The sequence below is a fragment of the Vallitalea guaymasensis genome, from assembly GCF_018141425.1.
Taxonomy (GTDB): domain Bacteria; phylum Bacillota; class Clostridia; order Lachnospirales; family Vallitaleaceae; genus Vallitalea; species Vallitalea guaymasensis.
Genome location: NZ_CP058561.1, coordinates 5,478,647 through 5,503,679, shown reverse-complemented (window position 1 = coordinate 5,503,679; position 25,033 = coordinate 5,478,647). Strand labels below are relative to the sequence as shown.

The window sequence follows — 25,033 nt, the reverse complement described above, 5'->3', positions numbered from 1 at the left end:
CATGTCTGAAATAAGATTGTTAGACCAAAATACTATTAATAAAATAGCAGCAGGTGAAGTAGTAGAAAGACCTTCTTCGGTTGTAAAGGAGTTGGTTGAGAATTCTATTGATGCTGGTGCAAGTGCTATAACAATTGAAATAAAAGAAGGTGGAATATCTTTTATACGTATCACAGATAATGGTAAAGGGATATCAAAAGAAGATATTCAGACTGCATTTATTAGACATTCAACAAGTAAAATCAAGTCCATAGAGGATTTAATAACCGTATCATCATTGGGATTTCGAGGTGAAGCACTTGCAAGTATAGCTGCAGTATCCCAAGTTGAAGTTATAACTAAGACATATGATGATATAACAGGTATAAGATACGTAATAGAAGGTGGTAGTGAAGTAAGTAAGGAAGAGATAGGATGCCCTGAGGGTACAACCATAATTATCAAGAATTTGTTTTATAATACTCCTGCTAGGCGAAAATTCCTGAAAAAGCCAGCAACAGAGGGAGCTTATATTAGTGAGTTTATTAATAAACTAGCCCTTGGTAATATAGGTATATCTTTTAAATTTATATATAATAATACTATAAAATTACATACTTCTGGAAATAATGTTCTTAAGGATTGTATTTTCAATATCTATGGTAAAGAAATAGTTAAAAACAGCGTTCCAATAGAAATTAATAATGACGAATTCAAAATTAAAGGTTTCATTGGAAAACCAAAGATAAGCAGAGCAATCAGGAATTATGAGAATTATTATATAAATGGTCGTTATATAAAAAGTAAAATCATTATGAAAGCAATAGAAGAAGGTTATAAAACTAAATTAACCGTCCATAGATTTCCATTTACAGCATTCTATATAACAATAAACCCTGAATTGATTGATGTAAATGTCCATCCAACAAAGATGGAGGTTAGATTCCACAATGAATCCATTATCTATGAAGCAATTAAAAGTGGTATTTACGAAGCACTAAGTAAAGTAGACCTAATTCCTGAGGTATCATTGAGCAATGGACAAAGAGAGATAAAAAAAGACAATATCAAGATAGATACTGCTATTCCAGAACCCTTTGAAAAAAATAGGTTAAATGAAATGAAAAAAACTTTAATAAAAGAGCAAACTAATAATTATGAACCTAATAGCAGTAGTCTTATAAATATTTTCAAAAAAAATTCTGAGATAACTAATAAAATAGTATCCCAGAATATAAACGACCAGAAACAGGAACAAGCTGATAAACATCCGAAAGATATTAAATCAATTCAGCAACCTAAAGTTATTAGTGATGACAGTATAAAAAAAGTAACAGATGAATCAAAGGCTATATCTGATAACAAACAGAATGAATTATCAGCAAAACCCAAATATGTTGCTGAACAAGCCTTGTTATTTGAGGATAAGAGTGTTAATGCTAAAACTGTCAAAAACTATAAGATAATAGGACAGCTATTTAATACTTATTGGATTGTAGAGCTTGAGAACAAATTCTATATTATTGACCAGCACGCAGCTCATGAAAGAGTGTTGTATGAGCGTTTAATGAATAAGCTGGAAAACTCAGATATAATGTCTCAAGGTCTTTTGCAGCCAATAATTATTCATGTATCTATAAGAGAGAAACAATTGATAGAGGATTATAAACAATTATTCATAGACTTAGGTTTTGAAATAGAAGAATTCGGTAAAGATGCTTATGCAATAAGAAGTGTACCTTATATATTTAATAAATCCTTAAGTTCTAATCAATTCATTGAGATATTAGATAGTCTTAATGAACATTATGATCCTGATAAATACAATGTAGTAAGAAATGATATAGCAACTATGGCATGTAAAGCAGCTGTAAAAGCTCATGATAAACTGTCGGTTCTAGAATATGAAAAGTTATTTGATGAGCTTCTTGAAATAGAAAATCCTTTTACATGTCCACACGGTAGACCAACTATCATTTCTATGACAAAATATGAACTAGAAAAGAAATTCAAGAGAATACAGTAATTAGGAGTGGATATATTGAGAAAACCTTTAATTGTTATAGCCGGACCTACAGCAGTTGGTAAGACTAGTTTATCGGTTAAACTGGCAAAGGAAATAGGTGGTGAAATAATCTCTGCTGATTCTATGCAAGTTTATAAGTATATGGACATAGGAACGGCAAAAGTCACAAAAGAAGAAACACAGGGTATAAAACACCATTTAATAGATGTACTAGAACCTGATGAGGAATTTAATATTAATATTTTCCAAAATTCAGCTAAGAAAAGTATAGAAGAAATTACACAAAATAAAAAAGTTCCTATCATGGTTGGCGGAACAGGTTTCTATATACAATCAATCATATATGACATTGATTTTGAGAACACTTGTAAAGATAATTCATATAGGGAACAACTTCAAAAGGAAGCAGCTCTATCAGGTAATGAATATGTACATGATAAACTGAAAGATATTGACCTTGTATCCTACAATAAGATTCATCCCAATAACTTGAAAAGAGTTATCAGGGCTTTGGAATATTATAAAGAAACTGGTAGACCAATATCAGTGCATAATGAAATAGAATCCAAGAAAGAATCACCTTATAACCTTCTTTTTTATGTTCTTGGCATGGATAGAGAACTATTATATGAAAGAATTGATAGAAGAGTAGATATAATGATTGAACAAGGATTAGTAGAAGAAGTCCAGAAATTAAAAGAAATGGGATATAGTGAAGATTTAGTGTCCATGAAAGGATTAGGATATAAAGAGATCTATGGATATCTTAATGGTGAATATGACCTAGATAGAGCAATCTACATCTTAAAACGTGATACCAGACATTTTGCAAAACGTCAGATTACGTGGTTTAAGAGAGAAAAAAACGTAAGATGGTTGAATGTGGATGATTACAATATGAATTTAGAATTAATTTCAAATAAAATGTTAAAAGATATTGAAGAATTAGGAATTATATAATACAATAGTAAGTGAGATGAAATAATTACCAAATACTAAAGATGTTAAATTATATAAATTAATTATTCTAATTAATAAAAAGTAATAAAATTTATTATATATATAATTTAAAAATACGATATCAATGGGGGCGAGTTTAAATGAGTAAACCAATTAATTTACAAGATTTGTTTTTAAATCAAGTAAGAAAAGACAAAACAACTGTAGTAGTATATTTGACAAATGGATTTCAACTAAAAGGACTAGTAAAAGGATTTGATAACTTTATAGTAATTCTTGAGACTGAAGGTAAACAACAAATGATATACAAACACGCTATATCAACTGTTATTCCTTCTAGAGAAGTATCCTTAACTGTTGAAGAATAAAGAGGTATAGATAAATGACTGATTTTTTACAGAAGATGTATCAGAAGCAAAATATCTCAGAAGAAGTTTATAACTATTGTAGCGAGATTGAAAAGAATTTAATAGATAGATTTAATCATGTTGATGAAATTGCTGAATACAATCAATTGAAAGTATTATCTGCTATGCGAGAGAATAGAGTCAGTGATATACATTTTGCTGCAACAACTGGATATGGTTATAATGATCTTGGGAGAGATACATTAGAAAGTGTATATGCTTCTGTATTTAATGCAGAAGCTGCTTTAGTGCGTCCACAATTAATTTCTGGTACACATGCACTGACTATAGCACTTTCTGCTAATCTAAGACCAGGTGATGAGATATTATCTCCTGTCGGTAAACCTTATGATACTCTTGAAGAAGTTATTGGTATAAGAGAAACAAATGGTTCTCTAAAAGAGTATGGTATTACTTACAGACAAGTAGACATGTTAGAAGATGGAAGTATTGATTATGAAGGAATAAAGAAAGCTATAAATGATAATACAAAACTAATCAGCATACAAAGGTCTAAGGGTTACGATACTAGACCAACCCTATCAGTAGATATAATAGGGGAGATTATCTCTTTTGTTAAGAGTATAAACAGTGACCTTATCTGTATGGTTGACAATTGTTATGGTGAGTTCGTTGAGAAAATCGAGCCTACAGATCTAGGAGCTGATATGATAGTAGGTTCTTTGATCAAGAATCCAGGAGGTGGACTTGCGCCTATTGGAGGTTATATTGTCGGTAAAGAAGCTTGTATTGAAAATTGTGCAGTTAGATTGACTGCACCGGGACTTGGTAAAGAAATAGGAGCGACCCTTGGTCTTAATCAACAATTCTTTCAAGGATTATTTATGTCGCCGCAAATAGTAGCAGGGGCTTTAAAGGGAGCAATATTCGCAGCTAATGTTTTTGAAAAGCTTGGATATGAAGTGATACCTGATTCTACAGAGAGTAGACATGATATTATACAAGCTATCAATTTAGGTTCACCAGAAGCTATTATTGCCTTTTGTCAGGGAATTCAAGCGGCAGCTCCTGTAGATAGCTTTGTGACACCTGAACCATGGGATATGCCAGGATATGATTCAGAAGTAATTATGGCAGCTGGAGCATTTGTACAAGGTTCTTCCATTGAGTTAAGTGCTGATGCACCTATAAAACCACCATATACAGTGTTTTTTCAAGGAGGTCTATCATGGCATCATGCAAAATTCGGTATAATGACAGCGCTTCAAAAAATGATAGATAATAAAAGTATAACATTAAAGTAACATAAACAAACTCATGACTTTTCAATTTTATTATATATTTTAGATTACCATTAAGTAGTCTTCATACATATTGAACGAATTGAAAAGTTTTTTTGAAACAAAAAATATGACATTGGGACGGTTCGTTTGACACATTTGATTGAGGGTTAAAAATAATTAAATAGGATGAAAGCTATGGCAAGAAAAATTGATAATAAAGTAAAAATAAATAATGTAAAATTGATTATAGATAGAAAAGTGACTGTAGAAGAAGTAGCTTATAAATTAGGTGTTAGTACTAATAATGTTCGTCATTGGTTAAAGGTGTATATCGGAAATCAGAAAAAGAAAAGAATGAGATTGATTGCGGGAATAGCATTATTACTTATTATTAGTGTTCCAATCATTCTTTTTACCATATTTCATAATAAAACAAAACCGGTGTCAGAACCTGTTGTACAAGACAAAGTGGCAGAAGAAACCACTGATGTAAAAACAAATACTGATAAAAAATCTATCTACAACGGTATGGGAAAAGTTTTTATCGATCCTGGTCATGGATTTTCTGATTCCGGTACTGAAGCACCTGAAGAATTTGGATTCAAGTTAACAGAAAGTGAAGTCGTTTTGAAGATTTCAAAAAGGGTAGTTGAGATTCTAGAAGCTAATGATTATGACGTAGTAATGTCAAGAACTGAGAATTATGATGAGAAGCAAGAAGACAAGCTTTATAAAATATCCTTAACCGAAAGAGTAAGATTAGCTAAGGAAAGTAAGGCTGATGTATTTATATCATTACATATAAACGCTTATGAAGAATCTAATAATGTTAATGGATATGATTTGTATTACTGCGAAAAAGATGATAAATATAATGAAGAAGCAGAAAAATTCGCTAATAAAATAACTGATAAATTCATTAAAAAAACAGGAATAGAAAAAATAAGAGTACATAAGGAACCAAGAAGAAGTTCATATCAAGTGACAAGACAAACAACAATGCCATCTTTACTATTTGAAATGGGTTATGCTACCAATAAGGAAGATGCGAAAAGATTATTGGATGATAAATTTCTAGAAAACATAGCCATGTCTATAGCAGAGGGAATCATGGGATATTTAACTGAAATATACTCTATGTAATTATACAATTTAATAAGAATATTACTGGTTTAATATATACATAAACAAGGATGACTCTACAAACAAGCGATATGTTTCGTTGATTCTTATATAGAATAAAGGTTATCCTTGTTTTTTCGTAACAAAATCTTAATCATATTTTAATGTTATTTATGTAAAATCTTAATTTAATTCCTGTAGAATTTAAGATGATTTGTTATAAAATTAGCTGAAATAAGCATTTATTTGGTAAAAATAATATATAAATTATAAAATTGAATGACAATGATAAAAATATGTATATATTGACGATACTTTAGTGGATATATACATTTTGAGGTAGTATATTAGAAAGAAGGTAAAAACATGGAAATTAATGAAAGTACCATAAAGGATTGTAAACTTAAGGTACATAATGTGGAAAAAGAAATAGCTAAAGGAATAATTGGACAAGAAAATATAATTAGACAAGTTCTTTTAGGAGTGCTGACTGGTGGAAATATTTTGCTTGAAGGTGTACCAGGGCTTGGAAAAACACAACTTGTCAAGACTTTAGCTAAGGTTATGAATCTGTCCTTTTCAAGAATTCAATTTACACCTGATTTGATGCCAGCTGATGTTGTTGGTACTAATATGTATGTGGAAGATAATCATGGAAAAGGACATTTTGAATATCAAAAAGGACCTGTATTCGCTAATTTATTACTAGCTGATGAAATCAACAGGGCTACACCAAAGACTCAATCAGCTATGTTAGAGGCAATGCAGGAGATGACAGTAACAGTTGGTAACAATACTTATGAATTGCCACAGCCATTTATGGTGCTTGCAACACAGAATCCAATTGAGATGGAAGGGACTTATCCTTTGCCAGAAGCACAATTAGATAGATTCATGTTCAAAGTATTAGTTGAATTTCCTAATCTAGATGAATTATCCAGAATAATGGATTTAACTGTAGACTGTATTGGTAATGAACCAGAGAAAATAATATCAAGTAGTGATATACTTAACATGAGGAAAATAATAAATGATATACCTGTTGCGAAATATGTTAAAGAATATGCATTAAGATTAGTAGTAGCAACCCATAGTGAATTACCTGATGCACCTGAAATAGCAAGGAAGTATCTTAAATATGGAGCAAGTCCACGTGCAGCACAAGCTATTCTAAAATCAGCTAAAGCAAATGCGCTACTTGAAGGAAGGTACAATGTATCTTTTGACGATATTAATTATGTTGCTCTTCCTTGTCTTAGACATCGTATTTTCTTGAACTTTGAAGCAATCAGTGATGGAATTAATAACGATGAGTTTATTAAAATGCTGATTAACGAAATAAAAGCTTAGGAAGCTGAGGAGTATTATGAACGAACAAATTTTTACATCAGACTTTATGAATAAGTTAGAAAAGTTATCTATAAGCGTAAAAAACATGGCAACATATGGTTTAGCAGGAAGCAGAAAATCAAAAGCAAAAGGTATGTCTGTAGAATTCTCTGATTATCGTGAATATGTACCTTCTGATGATTTTAGAAGAATAGATTGGAATGCTTATGGGAGGTTCAAAAAACTATATATTAAATTATTTATGGAAGAGAAAGAAGCTGTATTCAGGATTTTTATAGATAATAGCAAATCAATGTCATTTAATAATAAAAACATAACCTCTCTTCGGTTAGCTGCAGCTTTTACTTATATAACTCTAAATAATTTAGATAAAGTATTAATAAATCCTCTGATATCTAATGAAACAGGCATTTTTCTTGGACAAGGTAAAAACTCTTTTATGAAGCACATTAGTTACTTAGAAAATATTGATTTCAATAATCATGAAACCAGTTTTGCAGGACTAAAGAAAATGAATTTCAATGGTAGCGGGATTAGTATTATAATTTCTGATTTATTTACTAATGAAAATATAGAAGATGTTATAAAATTCTTAGCATTCAATAAGCAGCAGATACTGGTTTTACACATATTATCTGAGGAAGAAATGAATCCGAGAATTGATGGAAAACTAAAAATGGTAGATAGTGAAACGGGACAAGAAAAAAATCTCGTAATAACTCCAAGACTACTGAAAAAATATAAAGAGAATGTAAAAAGATTCAGTAATAATATTAATGATATATGCAGTAAATATGGTGCTACGTATGTTAATATTAAGTCAACTGATTCGATTGAAAAGATTATCTTGGAAGATTTAATAGGTACCTTTATTATGATATAAAATCTATATCATATTTAATACAAAGAGGATGTGTAATTAATATGAGGTTCAGTAATCCTTATGCTTTATGGGGTTTACTTCTGATTCCATTAGTAATTTTGATGTATATATTGAAGCAGAATTTTGAACAAAAAGAAATTTCAAGTACCTTCTTGTGGGAACTGGCTTCAAAGGAAGATGAAGTAAATACACCATGGCAAAAGTTGAAAAAAAATATACTAATGATATTACAAATAATAGTAATAATCATTATTACATTAGCATTGGCTAATCCGTATTTATATAAAAAGCAGGAAACTAACAATGTACAGATTATTGTCATGGATACTAGTGCTAGTATGAATGCAGAATACAAAGATGGGAAGACTAGATTAGATTATGCAAAGGAAATGGCAAAAGAAAAAATAGATGGATTATTAGATGGTACTCCAGTTACTATTATAACTATTGGAAACGATGTCAACATAAATGTGTCCAATGCTGTTTCCAAAGATACTATCAAAAAATCCATTAACAATATTAATCCAACCTATGGTTCTATGAAAATAGATGACAACATAGATTTTATATTCTCAATAGCCAAGAGCTATGAGGATTATGAGATATCCATAATATCTGATGAGATTAATAATAATGATAATATACACAACTATTTAGTTCAGTCAGAAGGTTCTAATGTAAGTATAGACAATATATCAACTTTCTTCTCAGAAGATTCATATGAAGTTCTTGCAAAAGTCACTAATAGATATAAAACGCCTGTAAAAATCCATTTGGACCTATATGACCAAAATGATACATGGCTAAAAGGCAGTGAGATAAACTTAGAATCATATGAAAGCAAGAATATATTATTTGATAATATCAACTGTGAAGGCAATTATATATATGGTCAAATAAAAGAAAAAGATTTAATAACAGCAGACAATAAAAGGTTTAATATATTAAATAAGAATGAGATAAAGAGAATCATTCTTGTATCAGAAGAGAATATTTTTATGGAAAAAGCAATTTTAGCATCTAATAGATACGAGTTGTATAAAACTAAGAATTCTGGTGTTACCAATGAGAAATATGATTTGTATATTTATGATAGTATAATACCTGATTCAATTCCAGATGAAGGCAATTTAATGTTTCTAAATATACCAAAGGTTGATGGATTATATGAAACTGATAGTGAAACCAGTAGTGGAATGGCAGCTTTCAGTGATGAAGATATTACGAGACATGTATTCAATGAAAATTTCATTGTGTCTGATTATAGAAAAATTTTACCTAATGAATATATAAAATCTATAGCTAATGTTGGTGAGGATAGTATTATAGCAACCGGTAATAAAAATGGTAGAAAATTTAATATTATGTCTTTTGATTTACATAATAGTGATTTTCCATTAAATATCAGTTTCCCTGTTCTTATAGATAATTTATTGGCAGATATATTAGGGAATGGTGTACAGATTGATGAGAATTATCATGCAGGAGAAAATATTTCTTTTGAACCTTTAAGTACTACTGAAAAAGCTTTTATATCTGATCCAAAAAATAATAAAGCTGAATTGGATGTGAATTTCCCTATAACTTATTATGATGATACTAAGGAATTGGGTGTGTATGAATTGATACAAGAGAATAATGAAAAAGAACAAAAGACAGATTATATAACTATAAATTATAATACTGATTCAGAATCAACTATTAAAGAGTATTCTGATGAGCTTGATGATAATGTATCAAATAAAATAGTCACAAGAAGCCGTAAAAAGACTGATTTCATGAGCCTGTTTATCATTCTTGCTATAATTGTTATGTTATATGAATGGAAAAAATATGTTATTGGCTAGAGGTGTAATTTATGAGGGTAGAGTTTGGAAGAACATGGATTTTGTTATTATTTCCAATATTGGTGTTTATAATATTTAGAATATCAAAGAATTATTATAGCAATAATTTTAAAAAGTATTTGACAGCGGTAACTAGATGTATAGTAATACTGTTTTTAATATTATCTTTAGCTGATATTTCTATTGTTAATACATCAAAAGAAACATCAACAATTTTCTTATCAGATGTATCAGAAAGTGTGTCAGAGAATAAAGAAGAAATTAAAGAATTTATTAGAAATGCTATAAAAGATAAAGGAAAAAATGATAGAGTTGGTTCAGTAATATTTGGAAAAGATGCTTCTTTGGATGTTAGTATTACTAAAGATTTCACATCAGATATATTAGAAACAGATGTTAATAAGTCTTATACTGACATTGAACAGGGTATCCTCAAAAGTATAGCATTAATTCCAAGGGACACAAATAAAAGAATTGTTTTATTAACAGATGGTAAAGAAAACAAAGGAAAAACAGAGAAATTAATTCAATCAATAAAAGATCAAGAAATTGAAATCAAAGTGAAGACCTTAGAATCAAAAGCTGCCAATGAGGTATATATTGATAATTTTTATGTTCCTCAAAAGGTAAATCTAGGAGAACAATTTCAGATTAACATGGATGTATTTTCTACCACCCATACTAATGCTAAGATAACTGTTATAGCTGATGGTGAAAAAATTATTACAGACAATATTAATCTTAGAAAAGGTTCCAATAATTATGTGTTAAAAGATACTGCAAAAAAGATGGGATTTGTAAGTTATGAGTTATTGATTGAACCTGAAGATGATAGATTGACAGTTAATAATACATACTCGGCGTTTACATTTGTTAAAAGCAGTCCAAAAGTACTTATAGTATATGATCAGGAAAAAGATGCTGAACAGATAGAGAAAATAACTAAGAGTATAGGACTAAACTATGATAAGATTAAAAGTGTACAAGTACCTGTTAATTTAGAGAATATGTTAAGATATAAGAGCATAATTCTATGTAATGTATCAGCAGATAATTTGAGTGAAGATTTTTTGAACAATATAGAATACTATGTTAAAGATTTCGGTGGAGGATTAGTTACTATTGGTGGTGAAAATTCTTACGCACTTGGTGGTTACTATAAGACTCCACTTGAAACAGTATTACCTGTTAACATGCATATGCGTGGTATAAAGGATAAACCTAATATGGCAATGATGCTTGTTATTGATAAATCAGGTAGTATGTCCGGTAGAAATCTAAGACTTGCCAAAGAAGCTGCTATGCGAACGGTTGAAGTATTGGAAGACAATGATGAAATTGGAGTAATAGCATTTGATGATAAACCTTACGAGATAGTCCAGTTACAAAAAGCTGAAGATAGAGATACTATCAATGAAAGTATCCTTAACATCAACGAAGGCGGAGGCACATCTATATTACCTGCTTTGAAAGACGCTTATAATAAGCTAAGTGAGAGTAAGGCTGAGATAAAGCATATTGTCTTGCTGACCGACGGACAAGCTGAACAAACAGGATATGAACCATTACTTGCTAATATGAATAACAATAAAATTACATTATCAACAGTAGGGGTTGGTGATGGAGCGGATACTAAGCTGTTATCATATTTAGCTGCTTCTGGCAATGGAAGAAATTATTTTACGAAAGATGGAAGGAATATACCTAGAATATTTGCTAAAGAAGCTTTTATGGCAACAAGGACATATCTTAACAATATAACATTTACACCAATAATGAACTCTTATCATAATATTCTAGCAGATATATATGATGAAGGATTACCCAAGTTGCAAGGATATATTGGGACTTCACCAAAGGATGCTGCGACAGTATTGCTGTCTAGCCCTGTAAATGATCCAATATTATCAGTTTGGCAGTATGGTCTGGGTAGAACTGCTGCTTGGTGTTCTGATTTGTCAGGTGAGTGGAGTGCACTTTACAATACTTGGGATAAGAATAATGTTTTCTGGCAGAATATTATCAATTATACTATTGAAAATTATTCTGATGAACCAATAGAGATCAATAGTACTTATGAAAATGGTGAAGTAAATATTACTCTTAATTCTTCTAACAAAGATTATTTATTAGATTCAACAGTACAAATGAAATCACCATCCAATAAATTAGTTAATGTTAATCTAGAACCAGTTAGAAAGGGAGTATATAAAGGAAAATTTATTCCAGACGAAGTAGGTTCTTACATGATGAAGGGAATTCAAAAAGATGGCGATGAAATTGTAGGTACTGGCTTAAGTGGCATCACTATACCTTATTCTGAAGAATATAAATTGATAGATAATAATAGTTTCATGGATTTTGTAGAAAAAATAGGAGGTAAGGTTATTAATGATCCTGATGAAGTATTCAGTGAAATTGATAATAAGGTGAAAACAAGCAAAAACATATCTAACATCTTATTAATAATTGTACTTATACTATGGATTGTTGATATAGCACTTAGAAGATTTAATATTGCATCAAAAATTAGTAAAATAACTATACCTTTTAAAAGACTAATGAGACTACTGGATAATAAAAAGGTTAAAGAAAACAAATCCCTTAAAGATAATATTGAAGATAATAAAAGTAACATTAAAAATGAAGAGAGATCATTGAATGAAAAAGAAATGAAGAATGGAAAAGACACCAAGAAGGATAAACCAAGAAATAACAAAACCAACAAATCTAATAAAGACAAGAAACCTAACTTGCTGGATACTTCAGAGTTACTTGGCAATACCAAAAGGAAACGATAGGGGAGAATGATGATGAAGAGGATAATAAGATTAATAGTATGTACGTTCTTGATTTTTATATCTGTAGAAGTTAATATTGAAACATGGGCTGAAGAATATAGAGATTTTGAGGTTGATGTAAACTATGGGTATGACAATATTTTTAAGTATAATGAGTACTTGCCTGTATCTGTTCATGTAAAAAATAATATAGATGATTTTGATGGCGATGTAGTATTACGTTATCATGTTAACAATAATAGTGATGGTGAATTAACCCAACGAGTTACCATAGAGAAGAATAATTCGAAAGTAATGAAATTTGTGATACCAAAGATTAGTGAAGAATTATCAATCATGAAAATAATATTTCGAAAAGATAACAAAGTCATATATGAGGAAAAGCTAACTATACCCTATACTCAGGGAATCTACAATAACCTAATGTTAGGGATTCTTACAGATGATTTTGATGAACTTAGTTATATTAATTCATCAAATGATTACGTAAAGGTTGAACTTAATGAACATAATTTTCCAAGTAATACTTTTGCCAGCAAGATTTTGGATATAATAGTTATTAACAATTTTGATTTATCCAAATTAAGTCAAGACCAACTGGATATATTGAAAAAATGGGTAAATGATGGTGGACATCTAGTAATTGGTTCTGGAGTCAATTATTCTAAGACTTTAACACTTTTACAAGATTTCATAGGAATCGATATGATTGATGGTGTCAAAGAAATTGATAGTGATATTCTGTATGATTATGTAGCAGAAGAAGCTAAAACAGATGATCACTCTTTACTAAGTATAGCATTAATTAATAGTGACAAATTGAAAAGTACAATTATAAGTGGGGATAACCATATAGTCTATAATATGAACAAAGGTAAAGGTAGGATTGATTTATTTACATTTGATTTGGGAATGGAACCAATGAAATCTTTTACACATAATAATAAATTTTTTGAGAAGTACTTTAAACAAGAATTTGAAGATATGAAAATTCTATTATCCAATAGCTATTATAATTATAATCGTACAAATAGTTTCTTAAATGTAATACCAGGACTTAAATTTCCTTCGTTGTGGTCAATAATAATAATAATTGGTATATACATTATATTGATTGGACCTGTTCTATACTTAGTGCTTAAGCGTAGGAAGAAAAGACATTTAATGTGGATTATGGTACCTGTAATATCTATAGTTTTTGTTGGTATCATGTATATTAGTGGTATGAACACTAGGCTTAAAGAACCAGTGACTCAAGTTGTCAACATATTGAATTTCTCTGAAAAAGGTGGTTCTTATAATAGCTTCGGAACTGTATTGAATACAGATAAATCAAAGCTGGATATAAAGTCCAATGATAGTCTATATATGATTCCATTAGAAAGCTATGACTATTATTCATTTAACCAGTCAAAAAATATGGGTATAAAAAATTATGAAGATTTTCCTGTAAGTTTCAACTGGAAATCTGGTCTTGAACCATCAATAGAATATTATAATTCTGATGTGTTCAGTAATAATAACTTTGAATTAGAGACTTCAAAGAATATTCCAGTGGAGAATAAGATTCAATTGGACTTATTATCTGAAGGAACTAAAATAATAGGTTCTATAACTAACAATTACGATTTTGGATTAAAAAATTGTGTAATATATTTTAAAAACAAAGTATATTTGATAGATGATCTGGGAACTAATGAAACAAAAAATATAGAAGACATGAAGACTAGGAATTATGAGTATTTTAGAGAATATTATTGGGATATTATTGATAGTATTGATAGCTCCTCCAATTTCAAAGAAAAAAATGATAGATACCAAGATTGCAGGATGACTGATTTTAATATGTATACTTATGAAGCGATAAATACTGAAGAAGCTATTTTTGTTGGATGGACAGATCAGAAATTCACTAATGGATTTCAAGTCAACGGTAAAAAAACTAAGAACTTTGAAAAGTCTATGATAAGTGTTATTGATACAGTTAACTATGTTAAAGGTTCTAATATCGTTCTTGAATTTGGTTCAGTCAGACCTTATATAAATAATTCACTCAGTAATAAAGTCATATACAGTCGTGACAAAGAGTTCAGCTATTATTATAAATTACCAACTGAAACAATAGATATTAATAAGATAAAATTCAGAAGAATAGCAAATATGAAAAATAAATATACTGAAGCTAAATTTTATATTGTTGGTACTGATAATGAAACATACCAAGAGTTTGATGATACTATTACTATAGAGGCTGAAGAGTTGGATAAATATATTAATAATAATGGAGAATTATTAATGGCAGTCATTCTATCTGAAGATGAAGGAGAAGTTGACATTCCTGAAATATATATAGAAGGGATTGGGAAATAATGTTAGAGATTAGAGGACTAAAGAAAAACTATAAAAAATTTACTGCTTTAAAAGGTATAGATTTAAAAGTGGAAAAAGGAGAGATATTTGGATTTATAGGTCCAAATGGTGCTGGTAAGACAACGACAATGAAAATTGCATGTGGACTTTTGAGTCCTACTTCTGGTGAAGTGTATGTCAATGGTATCAATGCTTTACAGAATATAAGGAGAGCTAAACAGTATATTGGTTACATGCCGGATTTCTTTGGAGTATATGATAATCTTAAGGTTACTGAGTATTTAGAATTCTATTCTTCAATTTATGGTATCAAAGGTAACGAGAGAAACAAAATGATTGAAGACCTACTAGAACTTGTTAGTCTAACTGATAAAGCAGATTTTTTTGTTGATAGCTTGTCAAGAGGTATGAAGCAAAAACTTTGTTTGGCAAGATGTCTGGTTCATAATCCTGAACTATTAGTTTTAGATGAACCTGCTTCTGGTATGGACCCTAGAGCTAGAGCAGATCTGAAAAGAATATTATGTACACTTATAGATATGGGAAAAACAGTTATCATCAGTTCACATATTTTATCTGAATTATCAGAAGTATGTACTTCCATAGGTATTATTAATAATGGAGAAATTGTTATTAGTGGAAATGTTGAAGAAGTAACAAACAAAGTATACAATAACAAGGTATTAGAGATTGAAGTCAGTGATTCTCCAGATAAGGCTGAGACAGTATTGAAGGAGATTGATTTTGTTCAAGATATCAATCCTATCGGAAACAAATTAGAAGTTTCCATTAATGGAGATAATGAGCAAATTAAGAAATTACTTAAGCTACTAGTTATAAGAGATGTTCCAATAATTACACTTAACAAGAAAACGCAAAACCTTGAAGACATATTCTTGAAAGTAACTAAAGAAGCTTAAATATTAATAATATCTATTTGGAAGGAATGAAATTATGAAATCAATTATACTAAAAGAAGCTAAGATAAAAATGAGAAGTTGGAAAAGTGTTGGTATGATAGTATCTTATGTTGCATTATTAGCATTTGGTGTTATTGTAATGTTAAGTAGTACTTTATACAGCGTATATAATAATAATCTAAGTGAAAATTATAGAAATATATATATGACAATTACTATTATACAGGTTTTAATGATATCTTTTATAGTACCAATCATTGCTTCAGGTTCAATATCTCAGGAAAGGGAAAAACAAACTTTGGATATACTTCTTAGTACTAATATGAGACCTATATCCATAATAATGGGAAAATTAATGACAACAGTAAGTGTTGTACTATTGTTAATAGTCACATCTTTACCTATTTTTTCGTTCATATTCTTGTTTGGAGGACTAAATATAACATCAATCTTGAGTATGGTAGCATTTTTTATAATCATCTCATTCTTTTTTGGTTCTCTAGGAGTGTTTTTTTCAACACTATTCAAGAAGACATTAACATCAATAGTACTAACATTCTTAGTTATGATGTTTTTGACTATAGGAACAATGCTGATACCTGTAATCTATACATATATGACAAGGGATTATTCTTATTTTGAGAATAATACTTTTTTCCTTTATTATATTAATCCAGGTATAACATTCTGGGCAGTATTATTACAGCAATTTGGTGGGATAGACAGGCTCACTGGTTACTTGAATGGGGTGACATTAAATGACAATATTACAATTATAAGTTGTTGTTTATATGTACTATTATCTGTAGGATTAAATTTCGCTTCAGCATATATCCTTAATCCTATAAAAAAGAAAAAAGGTATAGAAGAGGTCAGCTATGATTGATATTAATGAAAATATAATTAGTATTATCAAGAAAGTCAGAAGAAAAATTATATTTAAGATGTTAATAGAAAATGTTCTATTGAGCTTTACTGGTGGAGTTATTGCATGTATTGTACTTGCAATAATAGCTCATTTTACACCAATAACGTTTATATATATAAAATCAGCTTATATATTGATTTTTAGTATATTAATAGGAATGGTATACTCCATATTCAATATACCAGATAATAATTACACAGCAAAAATTATAGATGAAAAAGGTTTGAAAGAAAGGACAATAACTGCTCTTGAATTAATGGAAAGTAACAATCCATATGCAAAAATTGAGATAGAAGATGCTTATTCACATTTAAGGAAAATAAACTATAAAAAAATAATTTCCTTAAAACCTCCGACCAAAAAATTTGTGATGAGTGTGTCAATGGTTACTATTTTAATTATAATATTGGCAATTCCTAATAGGCATAGAAATATTGTGGAACAAAAAGAACGAATGTATATTGTTAAAGAAGAAGAGAAAGATGAAAGAGAGAAAATCAAGAAAGAAATAAAGAAAGATGTCTTTTTAACTGAGAAGGATAAAAAAGAACTTGAAAAAGAAATAGCAAAGCTTAATAAAGAGATATCAAATATTAATGATGAAAAAGAGTATAAGAAACAAGCTGAATCAAATAAAAAAATCATAGAGCACAAAAAAAATAAAGCCAAGGAAGAGAATTTTGAAAAATTAGCTAAGAAGATGTTGGGGAATAATAATTTACAGGAATTAGGAAAGGCTCTCAGTGATAAAGAATTTGATAAAGCCAAAGAAGAAATAGATAAATTGATTGAAGAAGCGAAAAAAATGAGTGATAAAGAATATAATGATATGCTTGCTGGTTTATCAGATAAGTTGGCAGGACTTGACATCAATCAATTACAAGAGGCTCTAGGTGATCTGGCTAATGAAATGGAAATGACAAACATAACACTGTCAAATAGCCAATATGCTTCCTCTAATAGCAATAATAGTAATTCAGGTAAATCTCAAAATAATAATCAAAGTTCTGGTACAGGGTCTAATAGTGGGCAGAATGGACAAGGGAGTGGACAGGGTAACTCACAAGGCAACGGACAGGGTAGCGGACAAGGGAATCAACAAGGTAATGGACAAGGTAACGGAAATGGTAATGGAAAAGGACAGGGAAGAGGTAAAGGAAGTGCCAATTCCGAAACAGATAATGAATCTATAGATGCTTCTACAGAGGATAAGAATATTAATGGTAAACGTGGAAATAAAGATGATTCCCAGATTCAAATGACAAAAGAAGGAATATCCATAGGAGGAGAGAAAGTGCCATATGTTCAGGTAATTGGTGAATATGAGAGTAAAGCCTATGAATCAATGAATACATCAGATATTCCTAAAGGAATGCAAGAAGTAGTAAAAGAATATTTTTCAGGACTTAATTGAGTTATATAAAATAATTGACACCAAGTATGTCAATTATTTTTTTTTGCCTTTTATATCATATTTTTATAAATTATTCTACTTTATTGTAAATACAAAATTTCTTTTTTTTAGTATACTTCTTTTAAGCAATACACATATAACATTTTAAGGAGGTTGAAATGTGAAAGATATACTGGAATTTTCAGGTATAACAAAATACTTTCCTGGAGTTAAAGCGTTGGATAATGTAAGTTTTAAAGCCAACAGTGGAGAAGTACTTGCATTTCTTGGAGAAAATGGAGCTGGTAAATCAACTCTTTTAAAAATTTTGAATGGTGATTTTCAGCCTACTAGTGGCAAATACATATTAAATGGAGAAGCGAAACATTTTAAATCACCAAAAGAAGCCATAGATGAAGGTATAAGCATCATATACCAAGAGCGTCAAATTGTACTGGATATAAGTGTTGCAGAAAATATATTTCTAGGACAGCAGCCAATCAAGAAAAACGGATTGATTGATTATAAAAAATTATACCAAGATGCTAAAAAAATAATTGATGAATTTGGTCTAAATATAGACCCAAGAGCAAAAGTTAGAAATATCAGTATTGCACATCAACAAATGGTTGAAATAATGAAGGCATATAGCCGAGATCTTAAGGTCATTGCATTTGATGAACCCACTGCTAGTTTATCTGATAGTGAGATAGAAATCCTTTTTGAAATAATCAATAAGCTGAAAAAAGAGAATAAGATAATTATTTATGTCTCGCACAGAATGAAAGAACTTGAAAGAATAGCAGACAAAGTAGTCGTATTCAAAGATGGTAAATTCGTAGATCTAGTTAAACGAAATGATGTGACTAATAACGATTTGATTACTATGATGGTAGGAAGAGATCTAGGAGATATATTTAACGAATTGGATAGAAGTAAAAGTTACGGAGATACAATATTAGAGGTCAATAAACTGACAACTAACGATGTAAGTGATGTATCTTTCTCTCTAAGGGAAGGAGAAATACTTGGATTCGCAGGACTTGTGGGTGCTGGAAGAACGGAAGTAATGAGAGCTATTTTTGGAGCTGACAAAGTTAATAGCGGGAAAATCATGTTGGAGAATAAAGAAGTCAATAGTAAATCACCAAAACAAGCTATCAAGAAAGGTATTGTTCTATGTCCAGAGGATAGAAAACTTCAAGGTATTCTACCTAACTTGTCTGTAGGATATAACATCAGTATTGCAGTACTTGATAATATTATAAATAAAATTGGCTTTATCAATAATAAAAAGGAAAATGTTCTAGTTAAGGATAGTATTAATACTTTTAATATTAAAACTCCTAATGCCACTAAGAAGATTGTTGAATTAAGTGGTGGTAATCAGCAAAAAGCTATTGTTGCCAGATGGTTGGCGACTAATCCAAAGGTACTCATATTAGATGAACCTACCAAAGGTATTGATGTAGGTGCAAAAGCAGAATTTTATAAACTAATATGTGATTGTGCTAAAAATGGTATGGGTGTCATTCTGATATCTTCTGAACTTCCAGAAGTAATAGGATTAAGTGACAGGATTATCGTTATGAAAGATGGATATATAACAGGTGAAGTAATGAGAGAAGAGGCGACAGAAGAAAAAATTCTTGCCTATGCGATGTTAGAAGGAGAGGTTAATTAAAATGAATAAACAAAAATTAAAGACATTAAGAGAAAAGATACCTAGCGATAGAATAGGATTATTGATAGCATTAATAGTTATGATTGCAGTATTTTCTTTCTTCAACAAACATTTCTTTTCGTATAAAAATATGATAAATATACTTATTGCAGCTTCTTTGACAGGATTGGTTGCAGTAGGTGAAACATATTTGGTTATTGCAGGGTTAGTTGACTTATCTGCAGGTTCAGTAGCTGCATTTGGTAGTGTTTTGGCTGCAGTAGTTCTAAGTTCAACAGGTAATGTTTTTGTTACAGTGTTAATTGTTGTGCTTGCAGGAATACTAATTGGTATTTTTAATGCTGTTACAGTCAATTCTTTGAAATTAGAACCATTCATTGCAACTCTTGCATCAATGTCTATAGTTAGAGGTTTAGCATATATAATATGTAATGGAAAACCTGTCTTCATAACTAATAATAGTTTTCTTAAGTTAGGAAGCCAAAGGATATTCGGTATTCCAGTACCAGTTATAATATTAATAATTTCTTTTATAATATTTGGTATTATTTTATCAAAAACTAGATTCGGAAGAAGTATTTATGTCGTTGGAGGTAACAAAGAAGCTGCTAGATTAGCTGGATTAAACCCTAAAAGAATTACTTTGATTCTATATATGGTTAATGGAGCATTAGCTGCATTAGGAGGGGCTTTACTAGCTGCTAGAATGAATTCAGGGCAACCTGCAGCAAGTGTAGGTTTGGAATTTGATGCTATCACAGCAGCTGTATTAGGTGGAACAGCATTCTCTGGTGGAGTGGGAACAATTTTCGGTACTGTCCTAGGTGTATTTATACTACAAGGATTCAACACGGGTCTTATAATGTTGAATGTACCAACTTTCTGGCAGTATGTAGCAAGAGGTTTATTGTTATTGATTGCATTGACATTCGACTTCCTTAGAAAGAGAAGAAGAGATAAAAAGATATTAGAGAGCAGCATGGCAAATAGTTAATAATCATGTGATATAGATAAGGAGGTATATGCAATGAACAGAAGAGAGAATCTATTATCACTACTTAAAAGACAAGGGTATGATGAAGTACCTGTAGAATTTCTTTTATGTCCAGATTTAGAGAAATTATTCAGGAAGAAAACTGATTACATAGGGAATTACATGGAATATTTCAACATGCCTTGGAAGTATGTAGATGATATGAAACTTATTGATAATGATACTGATAAATACTTGAAGTATTTTGATTCATTGAAACCAGGCTCCAAGATTGATTATTGGGGTGTTGGACATGAACCAGGTAGTGAAGCAGCAAAGCATATGACATATATGAGAAATCCTCTAAAGCAAATAACTAGTATGGAAGAACTTGAGAATTATCCATTTCCTGACTTTTCATCTGCTAATAATGACCACCAAAAAAAGCAGGTTGAACAGATTCGCGAAGCAGGTCTAGCAGCTGTTGGTAATATGCAGATGACCATATGGGAAGCTTCTTGGTATATAAGAGGTATGGAAGAATTAATGATGGATATGATGTTTGAAGATGAGAAAGCAGTTTATCTCTTGGATAAGATATCTGAAATCAATCTAATAAGAGCAAAGTCATTTGTAAATGCTGGAGTAGATATTTTGTTTATCGGTGATGATATAGGAATGCAGAGAAGTATCATGATGAGTGAAGATTTGTATGTGACTTGGCTAAAACCAAGACTAAAGAATTTAATCAGTGAAGTGAAAAAGATTAATAAAGATCTTATTGTTTTTTATCATTCTTGTGGTTTCATAACTCCTTTTATACCACATCTAATAGATGCAGGAGTTGATGTACTTAATCCAATTCAGCCTGAATGTATGGACTTCAAGGATATCCATTCAGAGTTTGGAGATAAATTATCTTTCCATGGTACAATAGGTACACAATCTACGATGCCATTTGGTACTCCAGAGGATGTTAGAAAGGAGGTATTCAGAAATCTTGAGATAGCAGGAGATAAAGGTGGATTATTGGTAGCACCAACACATCTGTTGGAGCCTGAAGTACCTTGGGAGAATATAATTGCTTATGTACAGGCTTGTAAAGATTTTTTGAAATAGATAGTAGAAAATAGTAAATATATGTATAATATAAAAAAGTGGAGGTATTTATTATGAAGAAAATATTAAGTTTGTTAATAGCTACAACATTGATGATTAGTTTATTTGTTGGATGTTCTAAGGATGAAAAAAATGATACAAAGAAAGATGATAATAAACCAGTAGCTGAAAAGAATGATGATAAAAAAGAAGCTGACAAGAAAGATGATAAAGACGATAAAATAGTTATAGCAGGAATCTACAAAGCCGGTGACCAGGTTTGGTTTATAGATGAAGGTGCAGCTGCGGAAGAAATGTGTAAAAAAATGGGTGTAGATGAATTCATTTATATTGATGCAAAAATGAATCCAGAAACATATCTACAAGCTATTGATAATGTCATTGCTCAGGAAGTAGATGGAGTTCTGACATGTATACCGGATCAGCAACTAAGTCAAGTAACTGTAAACAAATTGAAAGAAGCAGGTATTCCTGTTATTGCAGCTGATGATGCATTACAAGATGAAGATGGTAACAAATTAGCACCATGGGTAGGTATTAGCGCTTACAATATCGGAGCAGCTAATGGTGAATGGATGGCTAAGTATGCAATAGATAATGGACTAGATAAAGATGAAGAAGCAGGATTACTTCTTTTGACTATGGATACTGTATCTAGTTGTGTTCCTAGAACTGAAGGAGAGTATGACAAATTCACTGAGAATATTTCTGATTTCCCTGAAGACAAGATTTACCGTGCAGATTATAATGGTGAGACTGATAAAGGATTTGCAGCAGCTTCAAGTGTAATCACAGCTAATCCTCAAATCAAGAAATGGATGGTAATGGCAGCTAATGACGAAGGAGCTGTTGGTGGAGTTAGAGCTTTAGAGCAAGCAGGTTTGGACAAAGACTCTTGTGTAATAGGTTTAGGTGCATATCTAGCAAAAGGTGAATTCAAGAAAGAGTATTCTGCTATGAAAGCAGCTACATATTTTTCAGCACAGGCTGTTGGTGGTGATTCTGCAAAATTCTTAATTGACCATATAAAAAATGGTACAGAAATACCTATGGAACACGCAGTTGACGCTATAATAGTAACCAAAGATAATTATAAAGAGGTTATGGGTAAATATGCAGAGTAAAATGTGCTAATAATGGTATTTTTTATAACGGGTGTTCATCACCCGTTTTTTTGAATTATGTGGTATAATATGTTTATTAACCTATGATTCATTATTACTAATTAAGAATGGAGCACATAATATTGAAAATAAAATTAGTCAATTTATATAGGAATAGTAGTATTCTCTATAAGATAATGTTCAATTATATTATTATAATATTACTTACTGTTATAACTTTAAGTTGGTTAAATTTTAATAGAGTCAGTAAATCTCTTGAAGAAGTTACTAATGACCATACTTTACAGATGGTTAAACAAGTACAAAATAGTATTGAGTTCTATATAAGTAATATGGAAAAAACAATAAATTATATTTCTAATGATAAATCTCTTCTACAATATGTAAATCAAAGCTATACCACTGATGGTGAAAAGAAAATATTAGAAGATGATATTCTCTATCTATTTAACAATTATTCAAAAACGGAATTGGATATTTCTGGTATATTATTTATTGATACTTATGGCAATTATATCAGTAATAATATGAAAAAGATTGAAACCACTCCTCTTAATAATGATTTCTGGTATAAAAAAGCTGTTGATAACCCTAACGAAATACATTTATTCAGTAAACCCATTGGAAGAAATGTGAGAAGTATATATGATTATTATAGTGCGGATAATGTTATATCAATTGTAAAAGCAGTCAAAGATTCAAAAGAGAACTTCAAAGGAGTTATTATGATTGATATGAAATTATCAGTAGTTGAGGATATTATTGATAATGTAGTGTTAGGAAAAAGTGGTTTTCTATATGTAGCGGATAACAAAGGAGACGTAGTATATGCTCCAGTCAATAAAATAGTTTATAGAATACATCCTTCCATAACACAAGACATGCAGCCACAAAATAATCTACATACGATAGATAATAAAAATTATCAGATTCTAAAAAATTATTCTAACTATACCGGATACAATGTCATAGGCATATTTCCTACAGATGAAACAATGAGTATAATCATTGAGGTCATCATGTATATAATTCTATATGGTATTTTAATAATAATCCTTGCAATCATTCTATCAGGCTTAATAACAAGATCTTTAACAAAACCAATAAGTAAATTAAGAAAATTAATGGCAGAAGCTGAAAATGGACAGCTTGATGTGAGATTTGAAAGCAAGTATAATGATGAGATCGGTAAGTTAGGTAAAAGCTTCAATAAGATGATTGAATCAATAAAAAATCTTATTAATATAGTTTATATTGAACAACGAAAAAAAAGAAAAGCTGAATTAAGAGCATTTCAAGCTCAGATTAAACCTCACTTTTTATATAATACATTGGATACCATTAATTGGATGGCACAAGATTATGAGGCAGATGATATATCTGAAATAGTAACTTCCCTAACTAATCTATTCCGAATCAGTCTTAGTAAAGGTAAAGAAATAATTACGTTAAAAGATGAAATCAAACATGTTGAAAGTTACTTAACCATTCAAATGGCACGTTATGAGGATAAATTTGACTATACTATAGATTATGATGAATCATTATTGGAATCAAGAGTGATTAAACTAATAATACAACCTATTGTAGAAAATGCTATCTATCATGGTATCAAAGAATGTGAGCATAAAGGTCACATTTCCATTAAAATAATTAAAATAGATAAGAAAATATGCTTTATTATTAAAGATAATGGAATAGGGATAGATAAAGAAACAATTAATGAGATGAATGACCTGTTAAATAAAGTTAGAGACAAAACAGGCAAATATGGAATCGGTATGTTTAATGTAAATGAAAGATTGAAGTTAAGTTTTGGTGAAGATTATGGTATAAAAATAGAGAGTATCAAAGGACACGGTACTACAATTAAAATATTGCATCCAATTATACAAGATTAAAG

18 protein-coding genes are annotated in these 25,033 nt (G+C 30.1%); all 18 read left to right on the top strand.

From position 1 onward, the window contains the following. Position 1 precedes the first annotated feature (1 nt). The 18 genes from mutL to HYG85_RS23665 all read left to right on the top strand — a co-directional run bounded on the left by mutL (position 2) and on the right by HYG85_RS23665 (position 25,031). Positions 2 to 2,005, top strand: a complete 2,004-nt coding sequence (mutL, locus tag HYG85_RS23750; protein WP_212691706.1) for a DNA mismatch repair endonuclease MutL — start codon at positions 2 to 4, stop codon at positions 2,003 to 2,005. Between the two features lie 6 nt (positions 2,006 to 2,011). Beyond that, positions 2,012 to 2,965, top strand: a complete 954-nt coding sequence (gene miaA, locus HYG85_RS23745; protein ID WP_334293895.1) for a tRNA (adenosine(37)-N6)-dimethylallyltransferase MiaA — start codon at positions 2,012 to 2,014, stop codon at positions 2,963 to 2,965. A 140-nt stretch (positions 2,966 to 3,105) separates the two neighbouring features. Then, a complete protein-coding gene (hfq, locus tag HYG85_RS23740; protein WP_113674896.1) occupies positions 3,106 to 3,333 on the top strand; it encodes an RNA chaperone Hfq in 228 nt (75 codons plus the stop codon). Positions 3,334 to 3,347: 14 nt separating this feature from the next. Next, the gene (locus HYG85_RS23735) at positions 3,348 to 4,637 is read left to right on the top strand and encodes a methionine gamma-lyase family protein (RefSeq protein WP_212691705.1); all 1,290 of its coding nucleotides are present in this window, start codon (positions 3,348 to 3,350) and stop codon (positions 4,635 to 4,637) included. 174 nt (positions 4,638 to 4,811) lie between these two features. Continuing rightward, entirely contained in the window at positions 4,812 to 5,759 is a 948-nt protein-coding gene (locus HYG85_RS23730; protein WP_212691704.1) for an N-acetylmuramoyl-L-alanine amidase family protein, read from the top strand. 345 nt (positions 5,760 to 6,104) lie between these two features. After that, the gene (locus tag HYG85_RS23725) at positions 6,105 to 7,088 is read left to right on the top strand and encodes an AAA family ATPase (RefSeq protein ID WP_212691703.1); all 984 of its coding nucleotides are present in this window, start codon (positions 6,105 to 6,107) and stop codon (positions 7,086 to 7,088) included. Between the two features lie 16 nt (positions 7,089 to 7,104). Then, entirely contained in the window at positions 7,105 to 7,971 is an 867-nt protein-coding gene (locus HYG85_RS23720; RefSeq protein ID WP_212691702.1) for a DUF58 domain-containing protein, read from the top strand. A gap of 41 nt (positions 7,972 to 8,012) precedes the next feature. Continuing rightward, entirely contained in the window at positions 8,013 to 9,818 is a 1,806-nt protein-coding gene (locus HYG85_RS23715; RefSeq protein WP_212691701.1) for a vWA domain-containing protein, read from the top strand. Between the two features lie 11 nt (positions 9,819 to 9,829). After that, a complete protein-coding gene (locus tag HYG85_RS23710) occupies positions 9,830 to 12,619 on the top strand; it encodes a VWA domain-containing protein (RefSeq protein ID WP_212691700.1) in 2,790 nt (929 codons plus the stop codon). Between the two features lie 12 nt (positions 12,620 to 12,631). Further along, positions 12,632 to 14,989 carry a hypothetical protein gene (locus HYG85_RS23705; protein WP_212691699.1) on the top strand — a complete coding sequence of 786 codons (2,358 nt, stop codon included), beginning with the start codon at positions 12,632 to 12,634 and terminating at the stop codon, positions 14,987 to 14,989. Beyond that, positions 14,989 to 15,909, top strand: coding sequence for an ABC transporter ATP-binding protein (locus tag HYG85_RS23700; RefSeq protein WP_113674904.1), 921 nt, complete (start codon positions 14,989 to 14,991; stop codon positions 15,907 to 15,909). Before HYG85_RS23705 ends, HYG85_RS23700 begins: the two co-directional genes overlap by 1 nt. A 34-nt stretch (positions 15,910 to 15,943) precedes the next feature. After that, positions 15,944 to 16,795 (top strand): ABC transporter permease, encoded by an 852-nt coding sequence (locus HYG85_RS23695; protein ID WP_212691698.1) that lies wholly within the window; start codon positions 15,944 to 15,946, stop codon positions 16,793 to 16,795. Continuing rightward, positions 16,788 to 18,251 carry a hypothetical protein gene (locus HYG85_RS23690; RefSeq protein ID WP_212691697.1) on the top strand — a complete coding sequence of 488 codons (1,464 nt, stop codon included), beginning with the start codon at positions 16,788 to 16,790 and terminating at the stop codon, positions 18,249 to 18,251. The genes HYG85_RS23695 and HYG85_RS23690 overlap by 8 nt, the downstream gene beginning before the upstream one ends. A gap of 160 nt (positions 18,252 to 18,411) precedes the next feature. Next, a complete protein-coding gene (locus HYG85_RS23685) occupies positions 18,412 to 19,914 on the top strand; it encodes a sugar ABC transporter ATP-binding protein (protein ID WP_212691696.1) in 1,503 nt (500 codons plus the stop codon). 1 nt (position 19,915) lies between these two features. Next, positions 19,916 to 20,908, top strand: a complete 993-nt coding sequence (locus HYG85_RS23680; RefSeq protein ID WP_113674908.1) for an ABC transporter permease — start codon at positions 19,916 to 19,918, stop codon at positions 20,906 to 20,908. 33 nt (positions 20,909 to 20,941) lie between these two features. Next, positions 20,942 to 22,006: a uroporphyrinogen decarboxylase family protein gene (locus HYG85_RS23675; protein WP_113674909.1), complete on the top strand. Its 1,065-nt coding sequence runs from the start codon at positions 20,942 to 20,944 to the stop codon at positions 22,004 to 22,006. 53 nt (positions 22,007 to 22,059) lie between these two features. Then, a complete protein-coding gene (locus HYG85_RS23670) occupies positions 22,060 to 23,130 on the top strand; it encodes an arabinose ABC transporter substrate-binding protein (protein WP_113674910.1) in 1,071 nt (356 codons plus the stop codon). Positions 23,131 to 23,252: 122 nt separating this feature from the next. Continuing rightward, on the top strand, positions 23,253 to 25,031 hold the full coding sequence (locus HYG85_RS23665; RefSeq protein ID WP_212691695.1) for a sensor histidine kinase: 1,779 nt from the start codon (positions 23,253 to 23,255) through the stop codon (positions 25,029 to 25,031). Positions 25,032 to 25,033 lie beyond the last annotated feature (2 nt).

What these genes read in the sequence shown, in the direction of transcription:
- mutL (WP_212691706.1), top strand. Translation starts at nt 2, where the DNA reads ATGTCTGAAATAAGATTGTTAGACCAAAATACTATTAATAAAATAGCA.
- hfq (WP_113674896.1), top strand. Translation starts at nt 3,106, where the DNA reads ATGAGTAAACCAATTAATTTACAAGATTTGTTTTTAAATCAAGTAAGA.
- HYG85_RS23735 (WP_212691705.1), top strand. Translation starts at nt 3,348, where the DNA reads ATGACTGATTTTTTACAGAAGATGTATCAGAAGCAAAATATCTCAGAA.
- HYG85_RS23730 (WP_212691704.1), top strand. Translation starts at nt 4,812, where the DNA reads ATGGCAAGAAAAATTGATAATAAAGTAAAAATAAATAATGTAAAATTG.
- HYG85_RS23725 (WP_212691703.1), top strand. Translation starts at nt 6,105, where the DNA reads ATGGAAATTAATGAAAGTACCATAAAGGATTGTAAACTTAAGGTACAT.
- HYG85_RS23720 (WP_212691702.1), top strand. Translation starts at nt 7,105, where the DNA reads ATGAACGAACAAATTTTTACATCAGACTTTATGAATAAGTTAGAAAAG.
- HYG85_RS23715 (WP_212691701.1), top strand. Translation starts at nt 8,013, where the DNA reads ATGAGGTTCAGTAATCCTTATGCTTTATGGGGTTTACTTCTGATTCCA.
- HYG85_RS23710 (WP_212691700.1), top strand. Translation starts at nt 9,830, where the DNA reads ATGAGGGTAGAGTTTGGAAGAACATGGATTTTGTTATTATTTCCAATA.
- HYG85_RS23705 (WP_212691699.1), top strand. Translation starts at nt 12,632, where the DNA reads ATGAAGAGGATAATAAGATTAATAGTATGTACGTTCTTGATTTTTATA.
- HYG85_RS23700 (WP_113674904.1), top strand. Translation starts at nt 14,989, where the DNA reads ATGTTAGAGATTAGAGGACTAAAGAAAAACTATAAAAAATTTACTGCT.
- HYG85_RS23695 (WP_212691698.1), top strand. Translation starts at nt 15,944, where the DNA reads ATGAAATCAATTATACTAAAAGAAGCTAAGATAAAAATGAGAAGTTGG.
- HYG85_RS23690 (WP_212691697.1), top strand. Translation starts at nt 16,788, where the DNA reads ATGATTGATATTAATGAAAATATAATTAGTATTATCAAGAAAGTCAGA.
- HYG85_RS23680 (WP_113674908.1), top strand. Translation starts at nt 19,916, where the DNA reads ATGAATAAACAAAAATTAAAGACATTAAGAGAAAAGATACCTAGCGAT.
- HYG85_RS23675 (WP_113674909.1), top strand. Translation starts at nt 20,942, where the DNA reads ATGAACAGAAGAGAGAATCTATTATCACTACTTAAAAGACAAGGGTAT.
- HYG85_RS23670 (WP_113674910.1), top strand. Translation starts at nt 22,060, where the DNA reads ATGAAGAAAATATTAAGTTTGTTAATAGCTACAACATTGATGATTAGT.